Source organism: Nonomuraea sp. NPDC049378 (assembly GCF_055586745.1).
On the sequence record NZ_JBVJHP010000023.1, the window covers coordinates 18,053 to 41,183 of the forward strand.

A 23,131-nucleotide genomic window follows, 5' to 3' on the forward strand; every position below is an offset into this window, starting at 1 on the left:
GGTTGCATGTGAATTCAGGCGCCCTCGAGGTCAAGGGCGGCGTCGAGAAGTTTCCTGGTGTACGGATGGCCGGGCCGCTCGAACAGGTCGTCGGCGGTCGCCGTCTCGACCAGGCTGCCCTGGTGCATGACCGCCACCCGGTCCGCGATCTGCCGGACCACCCCGAGGTCGTGGGTGATGAAGAGGATGGCGAGCCCGCGGGCGGCGCGCAGGCCGGCCAGCAGCCGCAGGATCTGCGACTGCACCGAGACGTCGAGCGCCGAGACGGCTTCGTCGCAGACGAGCAGCCGAGGACGCAGGGCGAGCGCGCGGGCGATGCTGACCCGCTGGCACTGCCCACCGGACAGGGCCGTGGCCCGCCGGGTGGCGACGTCGGCGTCGAGGCCGACGTCCGCGAGCAGCTCGCCGATCGCGGCATCCCATGAGCGGCCGTCCGGAGCGGCCGACGGGTGGGTCCGCCAGGTCTCGGCGATGATGGACCGGACGCTCATCCTGGGATTGAGCGAGGCGGCGGGGTCCTGGAAGACCATCTGGATCGCCCGCCGGGTCGCCGGTGACCGCTTCGCCACCGGGCCGACCGGAGCCCCGTCGAACAGGACCGCGCCTTCCTGGTGTGCCTGGAGCCCGACGACGCAGCGGGCGACCGTGGTCTTGCCCGAGCCGGACTCCCCGACGATCGCGAGGGTCTCGTCAGGGCGGAGGGCGAAGGAGACGCCGTCGACGGCGTTCGGCGCGGTGCCGCGCCTGCGCTCTCGCCGGGTGTGGAAGTTGACCACGAGGTCGCTGACCTCGACCAGAGCCGATGCGCTCACGTCTCCTCCGGGAAGTGGCAGGCGACCTGCCGGCCGGCGGCGACCTGCCGCATCCGCGGCACCTCGCTCGCGCACCGGGCCTGCGCCTTGGCGCACCGCGGGTGGAAGGGGCATCCGCTCGGGCGTTCCGCCGGGCTCGCCGGGCTGCCCGGCAGCGGCTCGGCGATGGCCGTCTTGCTGCGTACGGCCGGGACGCTCACCACGAGCGCCCGCGTGTACGGGTGCGCCGGGCTGTTGAGCACTTCCCTGCCGCTGCCGACCTCGCAGATGCGGCCGGCGTACATGACGACGACCTCGTCCGCCACGTGTGCCATCACCCGCAGGTCGTGGCTGACCAGCAGCATGGCCATGCCCTCCTCGTCGCGGACGCGCCTCAGCAGGGCGAGGATGCGGGCCTGCACGGTGACGTCGAGCGCCGTCGTCGGTTCGTCGGCGAGGATGAGCTCCGGCGAGCCGGCGAGCGCCGTCGCCACCATGGCCCGCTGTCGCAGCCCGCCCGAATACTGGTGGGGATATTGCGCGTGCCGCTTCTCCGGGTCCGGGACGCCCACCCGGTCGAGCAGGTCGATCACGGTTCCGCGCACCTCCTTCGCGGGCATCCCGCCGCGCCGCAGGATCTCGCCGACCTGCCGGCCGATCGTCTGCGTCGGATCCAGCGCCGCCTGGGGGTCCTGGAAGATCATGGCGATGCCGCGCCCGCGCAGCCGGCGGCGGTCCTGCTCCGCCATGGCGGCCATGTCCTCGCCGTGCCACAGCAGCCGGCCGGAGACCGCCGCGCCGGCCGGCAGCAGGCCGATGATCGCGCTCGCCGTCATCGTCTTGCCGCTGCCCGACTCGCCGATCAGGCCGGTGGTCCGGCCCGCGGCGACGGTGAACGAGACGTCGTCCACCACGCGGACCGGCCCGGACGGGCCGGGCAGGTCGATGGACAGGTGCTCGACCTGGAGCAGCGGCGCCTGCTCCGGGTCGAGCTCCGCCGGCACCGGATCGGTGACGTTCGAGGAGCGGTTCATGATGCGCCGTTGCCGATCCTGACGGTGGAGAAGTCCGGCGTGAGGTCGGGGGGAATGGCGAGGCCCTGCACGGACTTGTTTCGGACGTACAGGTTCCGCACGAACATGGGGTACATACCTACCGCGTCATCCCAGATGACCTTGTTGGCCTGCGCGTACAGCTCCTGGCGCTTGGCGGTGTCGCTGGTCGAGCCCGCCTGGGCCAGCAGCTTGTCGAGGTCGGGGTTGCAGTAGCCCGTGCGCTTGGCCGCGCAGGTGTACAACCGGCCGAGGCTGGTCGCCGCGTCGAAGCCGGCGGTGCCGAGCTGCTGGATGTTCAGGTCCCACTTCAGCGCCAGCAGATCCTGCAGGAAGACCGCCGCCTCCTTCTGGGTGGGCTCGGCCTTGACCCCGATCTTCGCGAGGTCGCTCGCCACCGCGTCGGCGAACTGCTGGAACTGCGGCTGGGAGAACTGCATCTGAATCGTCTGGTCGTAGTCCCAGCCGGCGTCGTCCAGCGCCTTCTTGGCCGCGGCCGGGTCGTACGTCACCGGAGTCTGCGGCGCGTAGCCGAGCACGTTGGGGGTCACCACGGAGTTCGCCGGCGAACCCGTCTCGGGGAAGAGCGACTTGATGATGGTGGCGAAGTCGACCGCCTGCCACAGCGCGCGCCGGACAGCGGCCTCCTTGAGGCCCTTCTCCGAGCCGTTCATCCACATGGTGATGACGCCGCTGCCCGAGTCCTTCTCGACCACGAGATCGGAGTCGCCCTTCAGACCGGGCAACTGGTCGTCGGGGACCGCCCACGTCAGGTCCACCTCGCCGGTCTTCAGCGCGGTCATCCGCGCCGCCATCTCCTGGATGCTGCGCAGTTCCAGGCGGTTCAGCGCCGGCTTGCCGCGCCAGTGGCCGGGGTTGGGGGCGAGCACCAGGCTCTGGCCCGGCGTGAACTTCTCGACGACGAACGGGCCGGAGCCGATCGGCTTGGCCCAATCGCCGTCCTGGTGCGCGGCGGGGGTGACGTAGAAGGTGATGAGCTTGCCGAGCAGCGCGGGATCAGGGTCCTCGGCCGTGATGACGACCTTGTCCGCACCGCTCTCCTTGGCCTTGTGGCCGGCATAGTTACTGGCCATCGCGCCCTTGAGCGCCAGCAGCCGCTCGAACGAGGCGACGACGTCGGCGCTGGTGACCGGCGTGCCGTCGGAGAACTTGACGTTGTTCCGCAGCGTGAACGTCCATTCCGTGGCGTCCTCGTTGGCCTGCCACGACTCGGCGAGCACGCCCTCGAACGAGCCCTTCCCCGCCGTGCGGACCAGCGCGCTGAAGATCGCCTTGGCCGCCACCTGGGTGCCGTTGTCCATCGCGGACGCGCCGTGGGGGTCGAGATTCTCGATCGGCGTCCAGACGGCGACGGCCAGATCCTGCTGCACGGCGCCACCGGTCGGCGAGCCGCCGGTGGTGGTGCTGCAGGCCACCAGCCCGACGATGGATGTTGTCGCGGCGGCGAGGGCCACCGCACGACGAAGCCGAACGGGCCTCATGGGAATCCTTCCTGACATTGGCTGAGCCGTCAGCGGCTGGCGCCGAGACGCTGGGTGAGATGGTCGCCGAGCAGGCCCGTGCTCACCACGAGGCCGGTCAGCGCCAGCCCCGGTAGCGCGGAGATCCACCAGGCGGTGTCCAGATAGTCCTTGCCATGAGCGATGACCTGGCCCCAGGAGACCGTGGCCGAGGGCAGGCCGAGGCCCAGGAAGCTGAGTCCGGCCTCGGACAGCACCGCGCCGGCGAACTCCGTGGTCGCCAACGCGGTCACCGGGCCGATGACGAACGGGATGACGTGCCGGATGATCACGACCGGGGTGGCGACCCCGATCAGCCGCGCCGCGTCGACATAGGGCCGTTCGCGCAGCGAGAGGGTGAGGCCACGGGCGAGCCTGGCGAAGCCGACCCAGCCGGCCACCGACAACGCCAGGACCACGACCAGCATGCTGCGCTCGAAGAGGCCGGCGATCACGATCGCCAGCAGGATGCCGGGGAAGGCCATCAGGACGTCGATCAGCCGGGAGATCGCGACGTCGGTCCAGCCGGCGAGGTAACCGGCGAGCGTCCCGAAGGCCAGCCCCACCACCAGGCAGGCGGCCACCACGGAGATCCCGATGATGATCGACGTCCTGGCGCCGTAGACGAGCTGGCCGAGCATGTCGCGGCCGGCGCCGTCGGTGCCCAGCAGGGCGACCGTGCCATCCGCTCGCGCCGCCCCGATCGGCAGCAGCCGGTCCGCCACGCTGGTCGCCACCGGGTCGTACGCGATCAGCAACGGGCCGATCAGGCCGACGAGCAGGTAGCCGGCGAGCACCACGGTGGCGATCGTGGCTACGGTCGGCGTGGACCTCAGGCGGACGGGCCACAACCGCGGCCGGACGGTTATCGCACTCATGCGCGTGCCCCCAGGCGGACTCGCGGATCGAGCCGGGCGGCGATCAGGTCCGCCGCGACGTTGCAGCAGACCACGATGACCGCGATGAGGAGCACGGCGGCCTGCACGATCGAGTAGTCGCGGTTGGTGACCGCCGTCACCAGCAACGAGCCGAGACCGGGCCAGGTGAAGACGCTCTCCACGATCACCGCGCCGCCCAGCAGCGTGCTCACGTGCAGCGCCCCCACGGTCACCACGGGGGTCGCCGCGTTGCGTACCACGTGTCCGGTCACCACTTCGCGTGTGCTGAGCCCTTTGGCGTACGCCCGCTGCACGTAGGGCTCCGCCATGGTGTCGGCGACGCTGCTCCGGGTGATCCGGGTGAGGAGCGCGGTGAAGGGGGCCGCGAGCGTGAGCGCCGGGAGCACGATGTGCGCCGGGGTGCCGACGCCGGCGCTGGGGAGCAGCCGGAGCTGCAACGCCATCACCAGGATCAGCATGATCCCGATCCAGAACGGCGGCATGGAGTAGAGGGTCAGGGCGAAACCGGAGATCCCGCGGTCGATCCACCGGCCGCGATGGGCGCCGGCCAGGGCGCCGAGCACGACGCCCGCCATCGCTATGACGGTCGCGGTCAGGGTGAGCTCCACCGAGGCGGGCAGCCGGGACAGCACCAGCTCGACCGCCGGCTGCCCGAAGCGGTAGGACTCTCCGAAGTCGAGCGTCGCCAGCTGGGTCAGGTAGTGCCAGTACTGGATCGGCAGCGGCTGGTCCAGGCCGAGCCGGGTCCGGGCGGCCGCCACCTCGGCCGCCGTGGCGTCCGGTCCGAGCAGCACCAGAGCCTGGTCCCCGGGGGCGGCCCGCATGATGAAGAACACCAGGGTGGCGGCCCCGAAGATGATCAGGACGCCGGTCGCCGCCGTGCGCAGCGCGTACCTGGTCATCGCCGCACCACCCGGCTGATCGAGTTGCCGCGCACGTCCGTGCACGGCACGACCAGCTGGAGGGGCGGCTGCTCCGCGCCTTCGAGCAGGTTGACCAGCAGCTGCACCGCGGCCCGGCCGATCTCCACCCGTGGTATCTCGAACGACGTCCAGATCCTGGTCGCGGTCGGCGGCGGTGCGGAGCCGAGGAAGGCGACCGACAGGTGGTCCGGGATGCGCAGGCCGGCCGCCTCGGCGACGTCGGCCAGGGCGAGGCCGGTGGCGTTGTCCTCGGAGGGCTCGACCACGACCGCCGTGATCCCCTCCCGGACCCAGCCGGCGACCCGGTCCGTGCCGATGTCCTCGGCGCCGGAGGAGAACGCGACGACGAGGTCATCGGGGCGCAGGCCCGCGGCCTGCGCCCCCTGCCGCAGGCCGAGCTCGCGATCGTCGCCCGGTTCGGCGCCGTCGGTCTGCCGCAGGAGCAGGATCCGCTGGTGTCCGAGGGCGGCCAGCTCCTCCACGAGGGCCGCGGTCGGGGTGACGTAGTCGGGGGCGACGTAGGACAGCTCCGTCCCCTCTATGTCGCGCCGGCCGATGAAGACGAACGGGAAGTTCTCCTTGGCCAGGTTCGCCAGGTCGTCACGCGAGATGTGCCGGCCCAGCAGGACGCAGCCGTCGGCCTTCAGCAGCGCGTTGCGTCCTCTGGCGTAGACCCCGCCCTGGGCGGTGTTGGCCGAGGTGAACAGCAGCAGGTCGTAGCCGAGCCGCGCCGCCTCCTCCTCCACTCCGAGCAGGAACGGGTGGTAGAAGTCTCGCTGGTCGACCGGGAACACCGATTCGAACGTGTAGAGCCCGATGGTCTTGACGGTCATCCCGCGCAGCGCGCGGGCGGCGGGGTTGACGGCGTACCCCAGGTCTTCGATCGCCTGCTGGACCCGTCGGCGGGTCTCCTCGGCCACGGGCCCGCCCGGGCCCCCGTTGAGCACGAGGGAGACCGTGGCCTGGGAGACTCCGGCCCGCTGGGCGATCTCGACTTGGGTGGGGCGACGGGGCCCCGCTCGTTTGCGCATGGCGATCCACTTGACTAATACGTAACGACTCCGAGGCACTCTAGGGACCAAAAGGGGGTGCACACAAGGGGCAAATTTCCCCAAGATTACGTCGAGGTGTCGCAAAGCAGGCGTAGAACGGGCATCTTCCGCCTCTTGTAAGCCGCATATGACGTCTGTACGATCCACGATCTATACGTATCAACTCGCATCACAGGAGGTAGAGGCCATGCCCGAGGGCACCGATCGTCGAGCGCTTTTACGGATCGGCGGTGCGGCACTGGGCGCGGCCGCGGCCACCGCGTCATGGAGGGCCTCCCCCGTGGCCGCCGCGACCGCGGACCCGCCGGAGATCGTCACGCCCCAGCAGTTCGGCGCGCTGGCCGACGGGAAGCACGACGACACCGAGGCCATCGAGCAGGCCATCAACGCCCAGCGCACGCAGTACCGGATCGTCGTCTTCCCGCCGGGCACCTACCGGATCACCCGGACCATCGTCATCCCCGACCAGCCCGGCGAGAACTACAACCGCATCCAGCTGCGCGGTTACAGCACCATGACGAACCGCGCGTCCATCATCCAGGTGGAGCACGACGGCGTGGGCATCGACGTGCGGTGCTCGCTCGCCGCGATTCATGGCCTCGCCTTCGTCGCCCCCGCCAAGACCGAGAACAACCGGGCGCTGCGCTTCGCCGGCGAGGTCAACACCGACGACACCGACGCCGCCATCCTGGAGTGCACGTTCATCTCGTTCAAGCTCGCCGTCGAGCACGTCGGCCGCGGGCTGTACTTCTCGCACAACCTCGTCGCCCTCTGCACCACCGGCATCAGCCTCGCCTGGCCCACCGAGGGCGTCGACGGCGGCGGCGTGCACGTCCCGCCGTACGGGTTGCGCAAGTGGCTCATCACCAACAACCACTTCCACAGCCCGTTCCAGGCCATCGTCACCGAGGGAGCCGAGGACGCCGACTTCCGCGGCGCGATCATCCAGGGCAACCTGCTCGACATCGGCCGGCGCCTGCTGATCGGCAGCCTCACCAACTCCACCATCAGCGGCAACATGGTGGAGAAGGGCGACAACGGGCCGATCATCGAGGTCACCAGCGGGGGCCACAACCTGACCATCGCCGACAACGTCCTCGGCGGGCTCGAACCGCCGCTGAACGACGGCCCGAGCGCCATCCAGTTCTCCAGCGGCGTCAAGGCGCAGAACGTCACCATCAGCGGGAACACCTTCAACTGGCTCAACCACTCCCCGATCCGGTTCGAGAACGACGCCAGCAAGATCACCATCGCGAACAACTCGTTCGACCACTGGAACCTCGACGGCAAATCCGATGCCGCCGCGATCAGGGTGGCCGGGAAGGCGAGCGCGTTCAGCGTCATCGGCAACGTCATCTCGGCCGACCCCGCCGACCGCCCGCCGATCATGACCACGGGCGGGCTGCACGAGTCACACGTCATCGGCAACGCCTCCGCGCACGTGCCGCTGGTCGCGGGCCCGGTGGCGGCCGACTCGTTCGTGCAGGCCGAACCGGGCCGGTTCAACCGGATGGAGGTCGCCCAGCCGCTGGGAGCGGCGGCGAAGGTGGTCAGCACCTCGACCGAGAAGCCCACGGTGGGCGAGGACCACTACGGCTCGTTCGTCGTGGAGGGCAACAACGCCAACCCGGGCGTCAAGGGCGGGCTGCGGGTGGTCCCGGTCAACCAGTCGGGATCGGCCGCCACCGAGTTGCTCTGCTCGACCACGAACACCAACGGGCTGGTCTCCATGACCTCCAGCGCCACCGGGCTGGTCCCGCCCGCCGACAACGCACGCGATCTGGGCAGCGCGGACCGGCGGATGCGAACCGTGTACGCGCACCAGGTGGCCCTGGCCGAGCAGGCGCCCGACACGCTGCCGGACGCGGCCGGCCACACCGGAGGAATCATCATGATCCGCGATCCCAAGACCGGCAAGCGCGGCCTCGCACTCTCCGACGGTGAATCCTGGCGGAACGTCGTGCTCGGCGCCGAAGTCTGACCCGGCTCGCGTGGAGGCGATCCGGCTCGCTCCCGACGCCCGGCCGGACGTCTGGCGGGGCTGCCTGGCCTGGACCGAGGAGGGCGGCTCATGGCAACCATGGCGGCTGCCACCGGACCGGATCGCCACCGCCCACGCTCCAGGCCTGGTCACGCGTGCGCGGATGCCCGCCGGCGTCCGCGCGGTCGTCCGAACCGACGCGACCGCACTGGAACTGCGTACCCACGCGGTGGACGACGATGTGACGTCGCTGGACGTCGTCGTGGACGGCGCGCTGTGGCGGCGGACGGCGCTGACGGCGGGGGCGGCGACGAGCCACGTCGCGTTGCCGCCCGGACCCAAGGCCGTCGAGGTGTGGTTGCCCCAGTTCGGCGAGATCCGGACCGGCCCCCTCGTCCTGCACGGCGCGACGTACGCCACCGCCGCCGACGAGGGGCTGCGCTGGGTCACGTACGGAAGCTCGATCACGCAGTGCCGCTCGGCCGCCGGCCCCGGCGAGACGTGGCCGGCTCTCGTCGCCCGGCGCCTCGGCTGGGACCTCACCTGCCTCGGCTTCGCCGGCGAGTGCCACCTCGATCCCATCGCCGCCAGGGCCATCGCGCGTACGCCCGCGGACCTGATCTCGCTGTGTCTTGGCATCAACGTCTACGGCAGCGCCGGTCTCGGCCCGCGGACGCTCACCGGCCAGGTGTCGGGGTTCATCCAGGCGGTTCGCGACGCGCATCCGCGGGCGCCCGTCGCCGTGATCTCGCCGATCGTCTCGCCGAGCCGTGAGCGGCTGCCCAACCAGGCGATGATGACCCTGGACGATGTCCGCGGCGCCGTCACGGACGCCGTGACCACGCTGCGCCGATGCGGCGAGAGCGACCTCCACCTCGTCGACGGGCCCGGCGTCTTCGGAGCCGGCGACGCTCACCTCCTGCTCCCCGACGGCCTGCATCCCAGCGCCGACGGATACCGCCTCATGGCCGGGCGGCTCGCCCCCCGCCTGGCGGCCCTCGCGCCCGAGCCCTAGCCGCCTGCCCGTCCCGGCTGCGCGCAGACGGCGAGGCTGTGGTGGGCGAACCGGCGTACGGACCGCACCTGGGAGTGGTCGCGGAGCCAGGCCAGGCGTAGCGGCACCGGCGGCCCGTCGCTGAGCGGGACGGCCCTGACGTCCGCCGATCCCGTCGCCGCCGCCGCGCGGGGCGTGCACAGGACGACGGCCTGCCCCAGGCGGACGACCGACAGCATCTGCATGCCGTCGCTCACCACCGGCCCCGGACGCCCCGGCAGCCCGTCCGGCCAGAGCTCGGCGGCCATGCGCTGGAGGTTGTTCCCCCGCCAGCGCACCACCTGCTCGTCCGCCAGGTCCGCCGTGGCGATCGATTCCCTGCCGGCCAGCGGATGTGACGCCGCGAGCAGCACGTGCACCTGTTCCATGTGCAGGACCACGTTCTCCAGCGTCTCGTCGTCGAGCGACGCGCGCAGCAGCGCGAGGTCGGCCGCGCCGGAGCGCAACTGGTCGAACTGGTCGTCCGCGTTGCCGACCACCACACGTCCTGGCATCAGCGGCAGGGTCTCGTTGTACGCGTGCACGAGCTCGTCGAGCAGCCAGGCGTCGCAGCCGGGCCCTGTCACCGTCAGCGGAGACCGCGTCCCCGCCGCCCTGCGCGCCCGTGACATGGCGTGCCCGGCCTGGGAGACCAGGCCCCTGGCCTCGCCCAGCAGGACCTCCCCCGCGGAGGTCAGGCTCACGTCGCCGGGGGCTCGGACGAGCAGTGGGGCTCCGACGTCCCGCTCCAGGGCGCGGATGGCGCGTGAGAGCGCGGGCTGGGTCATGGCGAGCCGGGCGGCGGCTCTGGTGAAGTTGCGTTCCTCGGCCACCGCGATGAAGTAACGCAACTGGCGAATCTCCACATCAGCCACGCGCGCAGTCTCTCACGTGCGGCTATGCCGCTGCGACATGGCGGTCTGCCGCATCGGACCTTCCCTTCCCCGGCTGGCCGGTGTGTGCTGGACAGGCGCCGCGGCGCGGAGCCCTTTCGGCCCGCGACCTCACCCGCGGCACCCGTTCACCCTCTTGATTGGATGACGCATGTCTGAGCATGCCCGCAAGGCGATCGTGACCGCGGGAACCGGCGGGATCGGCCTGGAGACGGCCGCAGGGCTGGCGGCACGGGGCTGGGACGTCACCGTCGTGGGCCGCGACGCCGACCGCGGCGCCGCCGCGACGGCCCGGCTGGAGGCGGCAGCGGGGCGCCCCGGGGGCCGTTTCCTCCGCGCCGACCTCTCCTCCCTGTCCGGCACCCGCGCGCTCGCGGATCGGCTGGCCGCGGAAGGCCCCCTGCACCTGCTGGTCAACAACGTGGGCGGCATGTGGACCCGGCGCTGGGAGGGCGCCGAGGGCATCGAGGCGAGCCTGATGCTCAACCACCTGTCGCCGTACGTGCTGACCGAGGCCCTTCTGGACGCGCTCAAGGCCGGCGCGCCCAGCCGCATCGTGAACGTGACCTCCTCCGCCATCATGGCCGCGGTGCCGGTGTTCGAGGAGGCGGAGCCGCCGGGGCCCTACTACGGCATGGCCGCGACGGGCCGGGCGAAGCTCGCCCACCTCGCCTACACGATGGACCTCGCCGAGCGGCTGGACGGCCAGGGCACGCAGGTCGTGGCCGTCGACCCGGGACCCGCCGCGACGCCCAACGCGGCGCAGATGACGATCGACATCCTGCCGCCTCAGATGCGACCGCTCTGGGACCAGGTCCAGGAGTGGGTCACCCGCCCGGTGGCGGAGGCCGCGGCCGCCGTTCTCGCCGCCTGCACCGGCCCCTCGCACGGTACGGGTGCGCTGATCGGCCCGTCGGGCGCTCCCGACGACAGCCTGCGCCAGCACCTGACGGAGGACGTGGCGGCGGCCGTACGCCGGTGGACTCCCGGGCTCCTCGCCGGCTGACGACTCCGTCGGCGGCTGAGCCGCTTCTCCCGGGTTGCGACGGGCCGCGCCCTCCGTGGGTCACCGGGCCGAGGAGCGAAGGGCCGAGGCGATCCACGTGAAGATCGCCGGATCGTCCTCGCCCGTGCTGGGCGGGGTGTCGTTGATCAGCTCCACCAGGGACAGGTACCTGCCGTGGGTGGCGTCGTACCGCTCCTCCTCCTGGGAGTCCTCGCGCCGCAGCTGCTCGACGACGAGGAAGGCCCTGGCGAGCCGCTCACGCTGCTCGGTCGTGGACTGCGCGTCCATGGCCTCGGCGACGGCGCTCGCCATGCGGACGACCAGCTCCCGCGCCCGTGGCGAGTCCGGCGCCATCCCCGATCGGTACGCCGCCACGAGCTCCTCCCCTATCTTCGCGCCGTCCTTGTGGATGAAGTCCTGCACCGGTGTGGCGGCCATGAGCCGTCCCGGGGGCGTGGAGAACGCGTCCTGGAGGTAGGAGCGGACCGCGCGGCGGAACTCCTCGTCCCTGACCAGGTCGGCCAGCTCGATCCAGGCTTCGAGCTGGGCGGCGCTGGGGTCCTCCGGCAGATGGGGCCGCACCTCCCGCAACCGGTCGACGAAGTCGGGGTTGACGTCGAGACCGTCGCCGACCTCGTTCCAGAAGTCGTCGACGAGCCGCTCGCGCTCCTCGTCGGACATCGAGACGAGTTTGTGCATCAGAGCCGCCTGCGCGGCCGTGCCGCCCTGCTTGACCAGCGTCCTCAACACCGCCCTCCTGGCCCGCAGGTCCCGCTCCTGGCGCTCGACCAGCTCCAGGTGCGTCACGAGAAGATCGTGCAGCGACGTCTCACCGCCGAGCAGCCGGCGGATGTCGTCCAGCCCGGCGTCCAGGTCGCGGAGGGTGCGGACGAGTTCCAGCCGCGCGATGGCGCGGACGTCGTAGAGGCGGTAGCCCGCCTCGCTCACACGTGTCGGGTCGATGACGCCGGCGTCGGAGTAGTAGCGGATGGTGCTGACGCTCAGCCCGGTCCTGCGGGCCACGTCCCCGATGGCGTACAGCTCGTTGTCGTCCATGCCGCAACTATGGAGTCTCAAGCGACTTGAGACTCAAGCCCCGCCCGGCAGGCTCGTACGCGGGAGCGAAGCGCGGAGGGCCGCCGAGATCCACGCGAAGGGCATGGCCTGCTCGTCCGTGGCGGAAGGTGTCCCGTTGATCGCGGACACCAGGGACAGGTACCTGCCATGGGTGCGGTCGAATCGGGCATCGTCGACCTGCGGCTCCTCGCGGAGGAGCTCGTCGACCTCGATGAACTTCGCGGCCATCTCGCGCCGGAGCTCGACGGTGGCCTGGCGGCCGCCGAGCGGGGCGGCCGCCTCCACGAGGCGGACGGCCAGCTCCTGCGAACGCGGCGCGTCCGCGGGCAGCCCGGAACGGTACGCGTCCATGATCTCCCGCATGATCGTCGTCCCCGACCCGTAGATGAAGTCCTGCACCGGTGTGGCGGCCATGAGCCGTCCCGGGGGCGTGGAGAACGCGTCCTGGAGGTAGGAGCGGACCGCGCGGCGGAACTCCTCGTCCCGGACCAGGTCGGCCAGCTCGATCCAGGCTTCGAGCTGGGCGGCGCTGGGGTCCTCCGGCAGATGGGGCCGCACCTCCCGCAACCGGTCGACGAAGTCGGGGTTGACGTCGAGACCGTCGCCGACCTCGTTCCAGAAGTCGTCGACGAGCCGCTCGCGCTCCTCGTCGGGCATCGAGACGAGCTTGTGCATCAGAGCCGCCTGCGCGGCCGTGCCGCCCTGCTTGACCAGCGTCCTCAACACCGCCCTTCTCGCCCGCAGGTCCCGCTCCTGGCGCTCGACCAGCTCCAGGTGCGTCACGACGAGGTCGTGCAGGGTTGTCTCACCGCCGAGCAGCCGGCGGGCGTCGTCCAGCCCGGTGCCCAGGTCGCGGAGGGTGCGGACGAGTTCCAGCTGCGCGATGGCGCGGATGTCGTACAGCCGGTGGCCCGCGTCGGTCACGCGGGTGGGCGCGAGGATCCCGGCGTCGGAGTAGTAGCGGATGGCGCTGACGCTCAGCCCGGTCCTGCGGGCCACGTCCCCGATCGGGTACAGCTCGTTGTCGTCCATGCCGCCACTATGGGAGCTCAAGCGACTTGAGATGCAAGACCGCCGGAAAACCTGGTTGCCGTGCCGGTCCGACATGCGCAACCGTGAACAGATGGCCACATGTACGGAGTGCGGCGCCGCCGGCGACCGGTGTGAGGAGCTGTTCCACCGGCTGCTGATCCTCGACTTCTCGCGGCGCGAGCCGTGGTCGCCCCTCCACGCCGTCTCGGTGAGCTGCTACTTCTTCCAGCATCCCGGGCGGGCCGTCGACGGAGGCCCGTCCTTCTACTGGGCCCTGCTGCACATGTACCTGCGTGACGGGGTCGAGGCGATGCATCACGGCACCCAGCGGGCCCGGCGGCTCAACTCACACCGGTACGGCGGGCGCAAACCCGTCGTCGAGGACTTCCCGGGGGCGCCGCCGTTCCCCGAGGCCGGAGCGCCGCCCACGGGCTACGCCGTCACCATCGAGGACGTCGCCGTGGACGGCACCTTCCCCGCGGAGGGGTTCGAGGAACGCGAACAGGCCTGGGCGCGGGCCGCCGTCACGGCATGGGGCCGGCGCAGCCGCCAAGTCAGCTGAGGACCTCGCCGCCGTCGACGGTGATGATCTGGCCGGTGACGTAGTTGTTGGCCATGAGGAAGAGGGCTGTGGCGGCGGCTTCCTCCGCGGTGCCGAAGCGGCCGAGCGGAGCGGTCGACCCGGCGGCGGCGATCGCCTCGTCGGAGTCCAGCCCCGGCAGCGAGCGCAGCAGCGGGGTGTCGATCCGGCCGAAACGGACGGTGTTCACGCGCACCCGTGCGGGGGCGAGCTCCACCGCGAGCGCTCGGGTGAGGGTCTCCACGGCGCCGGTGACCGCCAGGGGGGCGGTCATCCCGGGCGCGGGGCGGACCACGAGGATCCCCGAGCTGAACGTGAGCGAGCCACCCGCGGGAAGCCGGGTCGCCGCCGCGCGGGCGGCGGCGAAGGCGGCCCCGAGGCGGGAGTCGAAGGTTGCGCGGACGGCGTCGGCCGACAGCCCGGCCACAGGGCCGGCGCCGCTGATGCCGCCGGCGGTGACGAGCACGTGGTCGACCTGGCCGGCCCGGTCGAAGACCTCGGCGAGGGTCTGCTCGTCCGCGCCGTCGCCGGGAACGCCCATCACGGCGTCGTCCGGGGCGTCGGCCCGGCTCGCGCTCCGCACCCGGGAGACCGCGGCCTTGAGCCGGTCGGGGTCGCGGCCGACCAGCACGACCCTGGCGCCGACGGAACGCAGCAGGGCGCCCGCGGCCAGCCCGATGCCCGAGCTCGCACCGATGAGGACGGCGGTGGCGCCGGAGAGGGAGCCGGGCAGCGGGGAACGGACGGGGATGGGAGGCGCAGCGCTCATGGAAAGACCCTTCAGTAAATAAACCATCCAGTTGTTTTACTGATCCTGCCGCCAGGGCCGCCCGAAGTCAACTGGATGGTTTAATTCCTCCATGGCCTACGACGCGGAGGACACCAGACGGCGGATCTTCGACGCCGCCGCCGCAGAGTTCGCGGAGCACGGTCTGGCGGGAGCCAGGGTCGACCGGATCGCGACGAACGCCAGGGCCAACAAGCAGGCCATCTACCTCTATTACGGCGGCAAGGAGAAGCTGTTTGCCGCCGTTCTGCGGGCAAAGCTGGACGAGGTGCGCATATCCATCTCCATCACCCCCGACGCGGTGGCCGAGTCGGCCGGGCAGATGTTCGACTGGTATCAGGAACACCCGGAGCTGATCAGGCTGCTGCTGTGGGAGGCGCTCGAGGCCCCATGCGAACACGAGGAGGGCGAGCGCGAGCGCCATGACGGCTTCCGCCGGAAGGTGCACCACCTCGTGGAAGGGGGCGTGGGCCACCACCTCCCTGAGGAAGAGCGCGTCCGCGCCGCCCAGGACCTGCTGTTCACCATCATGGGACTGATCGCCTGGAACTTCGCCGTGCCCCGGATGTGCCGCTCCATCCTGGACGAGGAGAGCGACCGGGCCGCCCTGGCCCGCCGCCGCGACACGGTGATCGAAGTCGCGCGCCGGCTCGCCGCCTCCCCGAAAGGTGACAGGCACTGATGGTGCTCCCCCGCCGCTACCCTCTCGACCTATGTCATCGTGGCGGATATACGCGGCGGCGGGCCTGCTGCTGCTGACCACCGGCTGCTCGCTCCTCGGCGAGGACGCCGAGGACGTCCCCGACGTCAGGCGCGAGCAGACGTTCGCCACGGCGGGCCCCCGGCAGCTCACCGACGCGGGCCCGGCTCCCGGCGTCATGCGGGAGGCCTGGCGCGTCAAAGGGCTCGGGCAGGGGGATGATCGCCAGATCAGGCTGGAGGGCGGCCAGCTCTTCGTCGCCGGCGCCGACGGCTTCGACGTCTACGACGCGGGCACCGGCCGGAAGAGGTGGCACTACCGCGAGCCGGGCCGCGAGCTGACCGGGTTCGCCGTCACCAAGGATGACCTGGTCGTCGCCTCGCGATCCGAAGAAGGCAGCCACCTGACCGGGCTGGCGGCGGGCACCGGCCGGCTGCGGTGGGAGCGCGGCGACGACGAGGGCAAGCCGTTCACCGGCGGGCCCGGCCGGCGCCTGGCCGTGGGCGAGGGAGTCGTACCACTCCTGGTCAGAGCCGAGCCCTCAGGACGTGACGAGGAGGAGAAGCCGGACGAGCTCCTGGCCCTCGACGCCGCCACGGGCGAGGAACGCTGGCGCCGGCCGCACCACGCGCCGAGCGGCTGTGACGTCGGCACCCGGTCGGCGGCCACCGACACCGACGGCAGCGTCCTGGTGTTCAGGGAGTCCTGCCGCGACGACCACTACCTGTACGCCTTCAACCCCTCGGACGGGAAGCCGCTCTGGTCGCGCACCGGCACGTCCGACGACTCCCTGGTGGGGATCTCCGTACGCGCCGGCGCCACCCTGATCGAGCTCGACGAGCACACGCGCACCCTGGTCGGCCGCGACGACCGCGAGATCGCCAACCTGAACGGGATCGGCCGGTGCCTTGCTCCCTGCTCGCTGCGGAGCGTGGGAGACGACCTGGGGCTGATGCATCTCGACGAGTCGCGCGACGTGACCCTGTCGGTGATCGACGTGGTCGGCGGGCAGCTACGCACCCTGACCACGCCCCACGACACCATGTCCGTCACGGCCGGCGGGCGGCTGTACGGCGTCAGCGCCAAACTCGGGGGCACCCTGCTGCCCGCCCGCCTGACCGTCCTCGACCCGGCGACGGAACAGGTCGCCACGATGCCCCTGCCCCTCAGCCTCGGCTCGGACGTCGGCGGCCTGCGGTGGCTCGGGACCGCCGGCGGTCACCTGCTGGTGGCCACGTCGAAGGGGGACGACCTCGTCGCGTACGCCTCCACCCCCACGGACGGCCCGCTGGAGCTGGGCGGCGTGGCCAAGGACGAGTGGCCGCAGGCGTGCGACCTGCTGAAGGACGTGCCGGGCAGGACGACAGCGCGCACGCCCATGGTGGAGGGGCCGGTCAGGATCGGCTCCCAGGAGCTGGCCAGGAGCCGGTGCCACGTGAACTACTCCGCGCACGGAAAGGACGGGCAGGCCATCGCCGAGGTGCTGTGGGTGGCCGCGACCGCCGCCGAGGCCGACGGCCTGGTCAACGGCGAGGCGGGCCTCCACGGCGCCGACGAGGTGCAGAAGAGCAGCGACGAGGTCGTCCTCGTGCGCAAGGGCCGCTTCGTCGTCAAGGTGCAGTCGCGGCAGGAAGACGATCTCCAGCGGATCGTCGCCGGGGTGGTCAGCGGGTTGGGCTGAGCGTCAGCCGGTACGGCTGAGGCTGAACGTCGTGGCCTCGCCGGAGGTCTCCCGGGTGGCGACCCAGCCGTCGCCGGCGCCGGCGTACTCACCGGCGGGCGCGGTGTCGAGAGGGCCCTTGGACAGGTCGTAGACGCGGACGTAGCAGTTGTCGCGGTAGCAGTCGGCGGGACGGACGAGGAGCCGGTCTCCGAGGAGAACGGCGCCGAGCCTGCCCCAGACCTTGAGCGGCTCGCCGTCGCTCCAGCGGGCCTTGCCCGAGGAGAGGTCGTAGAGGGTGAGCGTCTCCTTCTCGTCGACCAGTTCCTTGACCAGCACCGTCCTGGAGTCGCCGGTCAGGATCGTGCCCGGTTTGCCGCCCGTCCAGCGGGTCCGGCCGGTGGCCAGGTCCACGACCCGCGGGCGGCCGCGCTCGTCGACCCCGAAGAGGCCGCCGCCGTCGGCCGAGACGTCGGGCAGGCCGTACCTGCACTGCCTGTCCCGCTCGGCGTCGGCCAGCCTGACGCGCCCCTTCCACTTCCTGGCCCCGGTCCTGGCGTTCAGCGCGACCAGGTCCAGCCGGCACATCTCCTTGAACGTCTTGACCTGGTCCTTCTTGCTGCTCATGATCAACAACCCGCCGGTGAGGTAGGTGGGCCCGGAGACCCGCTGCTGGCCGCGGGGGTAGAGCAGCTCTCCGCCGAACCGCTCCTTCTCGACGCGTACGCCGAGCCGCCCGCCCGACGAGGCGTCGAGGGTCATGAGCCAGTGTTTGCCCCGGTAGCCCTTCGGCCGGGTGGTCATGGTGAGCACGCCGCCGGCCCTGCCGGTCACGGTGGCGACGTGCTCGGCGAGGATCGTCCAGCGGACCTGCCCGGTGCGCGCGTCCCTGGCGCTGAGCCGGCAGTCGTCGTGCCGCTCGGTCTGCTCCCCGCGGCAGACAGGGGTGTACACCATCTCGCCGACCACCGACTCGTACGGCGAGGAGGTGGCCTTCCACAACGTCCTGCCGTTCGCGGGATCGAGGCCCATGACCACGTTGGGCGGCGGCCACGTGGACGCGCCGCCCTTCCGGTGGGTGACGATCACCACGCCGTCGGCGACCGAGGCCTCCGCGTCACCGCGGAAGGTGCGCTTCCAGGCCTGCTTGCCCTTGTCCGTGATCGCGCGCAGCTGGTTGCCGGCGGCCACCATGAAGCGGCCACCCGCGGCGAAGAGCTGGGCGTCCCGCCATCGCGCCTCCCCGTCGTCCTCCATGGTGATCGACCAGTCGGTGTCGGTCGCGGGCGGGGGTGTGGGCGACGGTGGCGGGGTGCCGGGGACGATCGTGCGTACGGGGGCGCTGGGCGCCGTCTCCGCGGGAGTGCCGCCCCCGCTGCAGGCCGTCGCGAGGAGCGCGAGCATCCCACACGCGAGTTGCCGATGTGGTCGTCGATGCACCGTGCCTCCCCGGAATTTCGCACACCATATCGCCCGAAACCCGAAAGGAGACCTGGCAGGTTTCAGGGTGGTCGCGCCGGGTTCATCACCATGAAACGACGGCGTCGTCGCGCGCGCGGTAGGCGCTCGGCGGCGCTCCGAGCAGGCGGAGGAACGAGCGCCGCATGGTCTCGCCCGTGAGGAAGCCGTGGCGGCGCGCGATCAGCTCCAGCGGATCGTTCCCCTCCTCGATGGCCGCCCGTGCCGCCTCGACCCGCGCGCGTTCCACGAACCGTCCCGGGCTCATTCCGACCTCGCGGGAGAAGCGGCGGCTGAAGTGCCGCACGCTCATCGACAGGCGGTCCGCCATGGCGGGCACGGTGAACTCGCCTTCCGGGCGCATCACGATGTCGCCGAGCAGGCTCCGCAGCGCGGGGTCACGCGCCAGGCGCGGCAGGCGCGCGACGCTGTCGGGCCGGCCGTCGGGGCGGCGTACGAGCCATTGGGCCACCCGGTGGGCGACGTCCCCGCCGTGGTCGTCCTCGACGAACGTGAGCGCGAGGTCGACGGCCGAGGCGATGCCCTGCGCGCTCCGCACCCTGCCGTCGCGGATCGGGTGCGGCACCACCTTGACGACCTGCCGGGATCCGCCCGGTTCCGCGGGCCGGCCGCCCTGGAGCGGGACGCCGTCGAGTGCCGGCGCCCCGGCGCCGATGGAGGCGACCCGGCGGGCCAGCCTGGCCAGGCGCCGTACGTGGCGGGCCGCGCCGGGTTCACCGGTCGCGGCTCCGGAACAGCCGATGAGCAGCAGCGTGTCGAACTCGTGCCGGATGTCCGCCGGATCGACGTCGGTACCCAGCCGTACGCCGCAGGACGTGCGGACGTACGTCCCGCCAGGAGAGGCGAGGCGTACGTGGTAACCGCCGGCCGTCAGCCGTGTCACCCCCTCGAACACGTCCATGGGACCTGCCACGTCCAGCAGACGAACCCCGTCGCCGACGGCCACCAGGACCTCCGCTGGTCCGGGCACGGCGGCGCCTCCGCGTGATCTCATCGAGCCTCCCCCGTTGATGACACCTTCGCGGCCAAGTGCAGCGCCAGCAGACGCTAGCCGTGCCGGTCCTCGATCCGTCCTCGAACGGTCCTTGCTCGACGGCGTCGCCGGCTGGTGCGGGGACCGGTGAGGTGTGCGTCCCCGCGGCGTGGGCAGCGGAGAACGGGAACGATCATCGATGGCGAGAATTCAAACCGATAGCACGCCATCTGTTATCACGATGAAACGTAGGGTGTGACTAATCTCTCAATAGTTTTCACCCCAAATTGCACCGAACAAGCGGTACAAGCGATGTCCCCGGCGCTCCGGCGGGCGCCGGCGACGTTCCTCACGAAGGCGCGCGAAAGGGTGCACTCGCTGCTCGGTTGCGACGATGGCGGAGCCGCCGGCCGGGCTTCCGCCACCCCGCCGACCAGCCAAAACGGGAAAGCCAACTGGCGTACCCCGGAACCTGGAGCTCAAACTGTCAGGCTGTGGCGGCCTGGTAATCCGTGTTACCTCTTCGCGTAAATTCGGAGTCCATGTCGTCAGCACACCCACGACCGCAAGCGGATTCTCCGCCCTCCACGGAGGAACTGGGACCACCCCGCCTCGAGGACGGCCGGGAGTTGTGGCGCATCACCCGTGAATCAAAGATCCTTGACCTCAATTCCCCTTACAGCTACGTCCTCTGGTGCCGGGACTTCGCGGACACCTCGGTCGTGGCGCGCGGCGAGAACGGCGTGCGGGGCTTCATCACCGGGTTCACCCGCCCCCAGGAGCCGCAGACGCTCTTCGTGTGGCAGGTCGCGGTGGACGAGAAGTGGCGAGGCCGCTCCTTGGCCAGCCGCATGCTCGGCTACCTGGCCGGCAGCGGGTGCCGGTTCATGGAGGCCACCGTCACGCCGGACAACCTCGCCTCGGACCGGCTGTTCACCGCCTTCGCCCGTGACCGAGGGGCGGATCTGGAGAGACGGCCGCTCCTCGGCGAGGAGTTGTTCCCCCTGGATCACCAAGCAGAGGTGCTCTATCGAATCGGGCCCCTCGATCAGCAAGCCCATTAGGAGACAGCTGAAATAATGGACGTTTTCGAAAGCACCGAGTCAGAGGTCCGCAGCTACTGCCGGGGCTGGCCCGCCACGTTCCGCAAGGCCACGGGAAGCCACCTCTACGACGAGGATGGGCGTCCGTTCCTCGACTTCTTCGCGGGCGCCGGCACGCTCAACTACGGCCACAACAACCCGCAGCTGAAAGAGGACCTGCTCCAGTACCTGAGCGGCGACAACATCGTCCACAGCCTCGACATGTACACCGTGGCCAAACGGGAGTTCCTGGAGACGTTCCGGGATGTGATCCTGAAACCTCGCGGCCTCGACTACCGCGTCCAGTTCCCCGGGCCCGGTGGCGCCAACGCCGTCGAGGCGGCGCTGAAGCTGGCCAGGAAATACACCGGCCGCAACACCATCGTGAGCTTCACCAACGCCTTCCACGGCATGTCGCTCGGGGCGCTCGCGGTGACGGGCAACTCGATGAAGCGCAAGAGCGCGGGGATCCCCCTGCAGACCCTCACGATGCCGTTCGACAACTATCTCGACGGCCAGACGCCCGACTTCCTGCTCTTCGAGCGGCTGCTCGCCGACAGCGGCAGCGGGCTGGACACCCCGGCCGCGGTCATCGTCGAGACCGTGCAAGGAGAGGGCGGCCTGAACGCGGCCAGCCCGGAATGGCTGGGTGGCCTCGCCGAGCTCTGCAAGCAGCACGAGATCCTGCTCATCGTGGACGACATCCAGATGGGATGCGGGCGCACCGGGCCGTTCTTCAGTTTCGAGCAGGCCGGGATCACGCCCGACATCGTCTGCCTGTCGAAGTCCCTGAGCGGCTACGGGCTGCCGTTCGCCGTCACCCTGCTCAAGCCCGAGCTGGACGTATGGGACCCGGGCGAGCACAACGGAACGTTCCGCGGCCCGAACCCGGCCTTCGTCACGGCGACCGCCGCGATGCGGCACTTCTGGGCCGACGAGGGGATGGAGAAGGAGACCATCACCAAGGGCGAGCAGGTGCAGGAGTCGCTGGACCGGCTCGCGGCGGCCTACCCCGAGGGAGTGAGCGGCACCCGGGGCCGCGGGCTGGCGCAGGGGATCGCCTTCACCGAACCCGCGCACGCCTCCGCGGTCTGCGCGGCGGCCTTCGAGCGGAAACTCCTGCTGGAGACCTCCGGCCCGGAGAGCGAAGTGGTGAAGCTCCTGCCGCCGCTCACCTCGACCCCCGACGAACTCGCGCAAGGTCTGGACATCATCGCCGACTCGGTCGAAGCCGTCCTGGTCTGAGAATCCGAAACCGGCTGAAAGGAGAGAATATGATCGTTCGCTCGCTGAAGGACATCACCGGGACCGAACGCGACGTGGAGGCGCCGACCTGGCGCAGCAAGCGGCTGGTGCTGGCCCGGGAGAAGGTCGGCTTCTCGCTGCACGAGACCGTTCTGTACGCCGGCACCGAAACCTCGATGTGGTACGCGAACCACATCGAAGCCGTCTTCTGCGTCGAGGGCGAGGGCGAGCTCACCAACGAGGAGACGGGTGAGAAGCACCGGATCGAACCGGGCACCATGTACCTCCTCGACGGCCACGAGCGTCACACCCTCCGCGCGCACACCGACGTACGCACTGTCTGCGTCTTCAACCCGCCCTGCACCGGCAGGGAAGTGCACGACGAGAACGGCGTCTACCCATTGATCAAGGAGGAAGCATGACCTTGACCGAAGGACTCAACCCGACCCAGCGCGACCCGTACCCCACCAGGAGCGCCAAGGAGCCCGCCCTGCTGTACCGGCAGGACCCGGTGGTGTACGGCGGACCGGACGACGGGCCCATCGACGCCGAGACGCTGAACTCCTACGGGGAGAACGGCTTCCTGTCCGTCGACCGGCTCCTAGAGCCCGACGAGGTCGAGCTCTACCGCGCCGAGCTGCGCCGGCTGTCGGAGGACCAGAAGATCCTCTCGGACGAGCGCACGATCACCGAGCCCGGGTCGAACGAGATCCGGTCGATCTTCGAGGTGCACAAGACCAGTCAGGTCTTCGCCGACCTGGTGGCCAACCCGCGCGTGGTGGGCCGGGCCCGGCAGATCCTCGGCTCCGACGTCTACGTGCACCAGAGCCGGGTGAACTTCAAGCCCGGATTCAACGGCAAGGACTTCTACTGGCACTCCGACTTCGAGACCTGGCACGCCGAGGACGGCATGCCCAGGATGCGCGCGGTGAGCATCTCCATCGCGTTGACGGAGAACTTCCTGCACAACGGCGCGCTGATGATCATGCCGGGGTCGCACAAGAGCTTCGTGTCCTGCGTGGGGCAGACTCCTGACGACCACTACAAGGCGTCGCTGAAGCAGCAGGAGATCGGCACCCCCGACCCCAGCAGCCTGTCCGTCCTCGCCGACAAGCACGGCATCGAGGTGTTCACCGGAGCCGCCGGTTCGGCGACCATGTTCGACTGCAACTGCATGCACGGCTCCAACAGCAACATCACGCCGTTCCCGCGCTCGAACATCTTCGTCGTGTTCAACAGCGTCGAGAACACCTGCGTGGAGCCGTACGCCGCGTCCTCGCGCCGGCCCGACTTCATCGCCGCGCGCGACTTCACGCCCGTCGGCTGACAGCCGCGGCGCGACTCGTACGAGTCGGACGCCCAGGCC

The 23,131-nt window shown here is 70.8% G+C and carries 22 protein-coding genes; 10 read left to right on the forward strand and 12 right to left on the reverse strand.

Going from position 1 to position 23,131, the window contains the following annotated elements:
* Positions 1-14: 14 nt before the first annotated feature.
* The 6 genes from ACZ6SA_RS39140 to ACZ6SA_RS39165 are packed head-to-tail and all read right to left on the reverse strand — an operon-like array spanning position 15 to position 6,216.
* Positions 15-812: an ATP-binding cassette domain-containing protein gene (locus tag ACZ6SA_RS39140; protein ID WP_347647642.1), complete on the reverse strand. Its 798-nt coding sequence runs from the start codon at positions 810-812 to the stop codon at positions 15-17.
* On the reverse strand, positions 809-1,825 hold the full coding sequence (locus tag ACZ6SA_RS39145) for an ABC transporter ATP-binding protein (protein ID WP_465833942.1): 1,017 nt from the start codon (positions 1,823-1,825) through the stop codon (positions 809-811). The genes ACZ6SA_RS39140 and ACZ6SA_RS39145 overlap by 4 nt, the downstream gene beginning before the upstream one ends.
* Positions 1,822-3,345 (reverse strand): ABC transporter substrate-binding protein, encoded by a 1,524-nt coding sequence (locus tag ACZ6SA_RS39150; RefSeq protein ID WP_465833944.1) that lies wholly within the window; start codon positions 3,343-3,345, stop codon positions 1,822-1,824. Before ACZ6SA_RS39150 ends, ACZ6SA_RS39145 begins: the two co-directional genes overlap by 4 nt.
* Positions 3,346-3,374: 29 nt before the next feature.
* Positions 3,375-4,241 (reverse strand): ABC transporter permease, encoded by an 867-nt coding sequence (locus tag ACZ6SA_RS39155; protein WP_347647639.1) that lies wholly within the window; start codon positions 4,239-4,241, stop codon positions 3,375-3,377.
* Positions 4,238-5,164 carry an ABC transporter permease gene (locus ACZ6SA_RS39160; protein ID WP_347647638.1) on the reverse strand — a complete coding sequence of 309 codons (927 nt, stop codon included), beginning with the start codon at positions 5,162-5,164 and terminating at the stop codon, positions 4,238-4,240. Before ACZ6SA_RS39160 ends, ACZ6SA_RS39155 begins: the two co-directional genes overlap by 4 nt.
* Positions 5,161-6,216: a LacI family DNA-binding transcriptional regulator gene (locus ACZ6SA_RS39165; protein WP_465833947.1), complete on the reverse strand. Its 1,056-nt coding sequence runs from the start codon at positions 6,214-6,216 to the stop codon at positions 5,161-5,163. Before ACZ6SA_RS39165 ends, ACZ6SA_RS39160 begins: the two co-directional genes overlap by 4 nt.
* 208 nt (positions 6,217-6,424) lie before the next feature.
* Here ACZ6SA_RS39165 and ACZ6SA_RS39170 point away from each other — a divergent pair, with 208 nt between their 5' ends.
* Both ACZ6SA_RS39170 and ACZ6SA_RS39175 read left to right on the forward strand, forming a co-directional pair.
* Positions 6,425-8,218, forward strand: coding sequence for a right-handed parallel beta-helix repeat-containing protein (locus tag ACZ6SA_RS39170; RefSeq protein ID WP_465833949.1), 1,794 nt, complete (start codon positions 6,425-6,427; stop codon positions 8,216-8,218).
* A 10-nt stretch (positions 8,219-8,228) separates the two neighbouring features.
* Positions 8,229-9,233 (forward strand): GDSL-type esterase/lipase family protein, encoded by a 1,005-nt coding sequence (locus tag ACZ6SA_RS39175; protein ID WP_347647634.1) that lies wholly within the window; start codon positions 8,229-8,231, stop codon positions 9,231-9,233.
* On the opposite strand, the gene ACZ6SA_RS39180 is transcribed toward ACZ6SA_RS39175, so the two are convergent.
* The gene (locus tag ACZ6SA_RS39180) at positions 9,230-10,126 is read right to left on the reverse strand and encodes a LysR family transcriptional regulator (RefSeq protein ID WP_465833952.1); all 897 of its coding nucleotides are present in this window, start codon (positions 10,124-10,126) and stop codon (positions 9,230-9,232) included. The genes ACZ6SA_RS39175 and ACZ6SA_RS39180 overlap by 4 nt on opposite strands.
* Positions 10,127-10,295: 169 nt before the next feature.
* On the opposite strand from ACZ6SA_RS39180, the gene ACZ6SA_RS39185 reads away from it, so the two are divergent.
* Positions 10,296-11,150 carry an SDR family NAD(P)-dependent oxidoreductase gene (locus ACZ6SA_RS39185; protein WP_465833954.1) on the forward strand — a complete coding sequence of 285 codons (855 nt, stop codon included), beginning with the start codon at positions 10,296-10,298 and terminating at the stop codon, positions 11,148-11,150.
* 60 nt (positions 11,151-11,210) lie between these two features.
* On the opposite strand, the gene ACZ6SA_RS39190 is transcribed toward ACZ6SA_RS39185, so the two are convergent.
* Together ACZ6SA_RS39190 and ACZ6SA_RS39195 are read right to left on the reverse strand one after the other, a co-directional pair.
* Positions 11,211-12,206 (reverse strand): MerR family transcriptional regulator, encoded by a 996-nt coding sequence (locus tag ACZ6SA_RS39190; RefSeq protein ID WP_465833956.1) that lies wholly within the window; start codon positions 12,204-12,206, stop codon positions 11,211-11,213.
* 33 nt (positions 12,207-12,239) lie between these two features.
* Entirely contained in the window at positions 12,240-13,259 is a 1,020-nt protein-coding gene (locus ACZ6SA_RS39195; protein WP_465833958.1) for a MerR family transcriptional regulator, read from the reverse strand.
* A gap of 91 nt (positions 13,260-13,350) precedes the next feature.
* Here ACZ6SA_RS39195 and ACZ6SA_RS39200 point away from each other — a divergent pair, with 91 nt between their 5' ends.
* Positions 13,351-13,821 (forward strand): DUF5946 family protein, encoded by a 471-nt coding sequence (locus tag ACZ6SA_RS39200; protein WP_465833960.1) that lies wholly within the window; start codon positions 13,351-13,353, stop codon positions 13,819-13,821.
* Here the strand turns inward: ACZ6SA_RS39200 and ACZ6SA_RS39205 are convergent.
* Positions 13,814-14,608, reverse strand: a complete 795-nt coding sequence (locus tag ACZ6SA_RS39205) for an SDR family oxidoreductase (protein ID WP_465833962.1) — start codon at positions 14,606-14,608, stop codon at positions 13,814-13,816. The two genes, ACZ6SA_RS39200 and ACZ6SA_RS39205, sit on opposite strands and share 8 nt — an antisense overlap.
* Before the next feature lie 91 nt (positions 14,609-14,699).
* Between ACZ6SA_RS39205 and ACZ6SA_RS39210 the strand changes: the two genes are divergently transcribed.
* Complete coding sequence (locus ACZ6SA_RS39210) at positions 14,700-15,308, forward strand: TetR/AcrR family transcriptional regulator (RefSeq protein ID WP_465833964.1); 609 nt, start codon at positions 14,700-14,702, stop codon at positions 15,306-15,308.
* Between the two features lie 31 nt (positions 15,309-15,339).
* Entirely contained in the window at positions 15,340-17,007 is a 1,668-nt protein-coding gene (locus ACZ6SA_RS39215) for an outer membrane protein assembly factor BamB family protein (RefSeq protein WP_465833966.1), read from the forward strand.
* Positions 17,008-17,010: 3 nt separating this feature from the next.
* Here the strand turns inward: ACZ6SA_RS39215 and ACZ6SA_RS39220 are convergent, their stop codons facing one another.
* Both ACZ6SA_RS39220 and ACZ6SA_RS39225 read right to left on the reverse strand, forming a co-directional pair.
* On the reverse strand, positions 17,011-18,426 hold the full coding sequence (locus tag ACZ6SA_RS39220) for an outer membrane protein assembly factor BamB family protein (protein ID WP_465833968.1): 1,416 nt from the start codon (positions 18,424-18,426) through the stop codon (positions 17,011-17,013).
* Between the two features lie 85 nt (positions 18,427-18,511).
* Positions 18,512-19,459, reverse strand: coding sequence for a GlxA family transcriptional regulator (locus tag ACZ6SA_RS39225; RefSeq protein ID WP_465833970.1), 948 nt, complete (start codon positions 19,457-19,459; stop codon positions 18,512-18,514).
* Between the two features lie 521 nt (positions 19,460-19,980).
* Here ACZ6SA_RS39225 and ectA point away from each other — a divergent pair.
* Genes ectA through thpD form a run of 4 tightly spaced genes read left to right on the forward strand, consistent with a single transcriptional unit; the run spans position 19,981 to position 23,092 of the window.
* Entirely contained in the window at positions 19,981-20,502 is a 522-nt protein-coding gene (ectA, locus tag ACZ6SA_RS39230; protein ID WP_347647623.1) for a diaminobutyrate acetyltransferase, read from the forward strand.
* 15 nt (positions 20,503-20,517) lie between these two features.
* A complete protein-coding gene (ectB, locus tag ACZ6SA_RS39235; RefSeq protein WP_347647622.1) occupies positions 20,518-21,765 on the forward strand; it encodes a diaminobutyrate--2-oxoglutarate transaminase in 1,248 nt (415 codons plus the stop codon).
* A 29-nt stretch (positions 21,766-21,794) separates the two neighbouring features.
* Entirely contained in the window at positions 21,795-22,187 is a 393-nt protein-coding gene (locus tag ACZ6SA_RS39240) for an ectoine synthase (RefSeq protein WP_347647621.1), read from the forward strand.
* Positions 22,184-23,092 (forward strand): ectoine hydroxylase, encoded by a 909-nt coding sequence (thpD, locus tag ACZ6SA_RS39245; RefSeq protein WP_347647620.1) that lies wholly within the window; start codon positions 22,184-22,186, stop codon positions 23,090-23,092. The genes ACZ6SA_RS39240 and thpD overlap by 4 nt, the downstream gene beginning before the upstream one ends.
* Positions 23,093-23,131 lie beyond the last annotated feature (39 nt).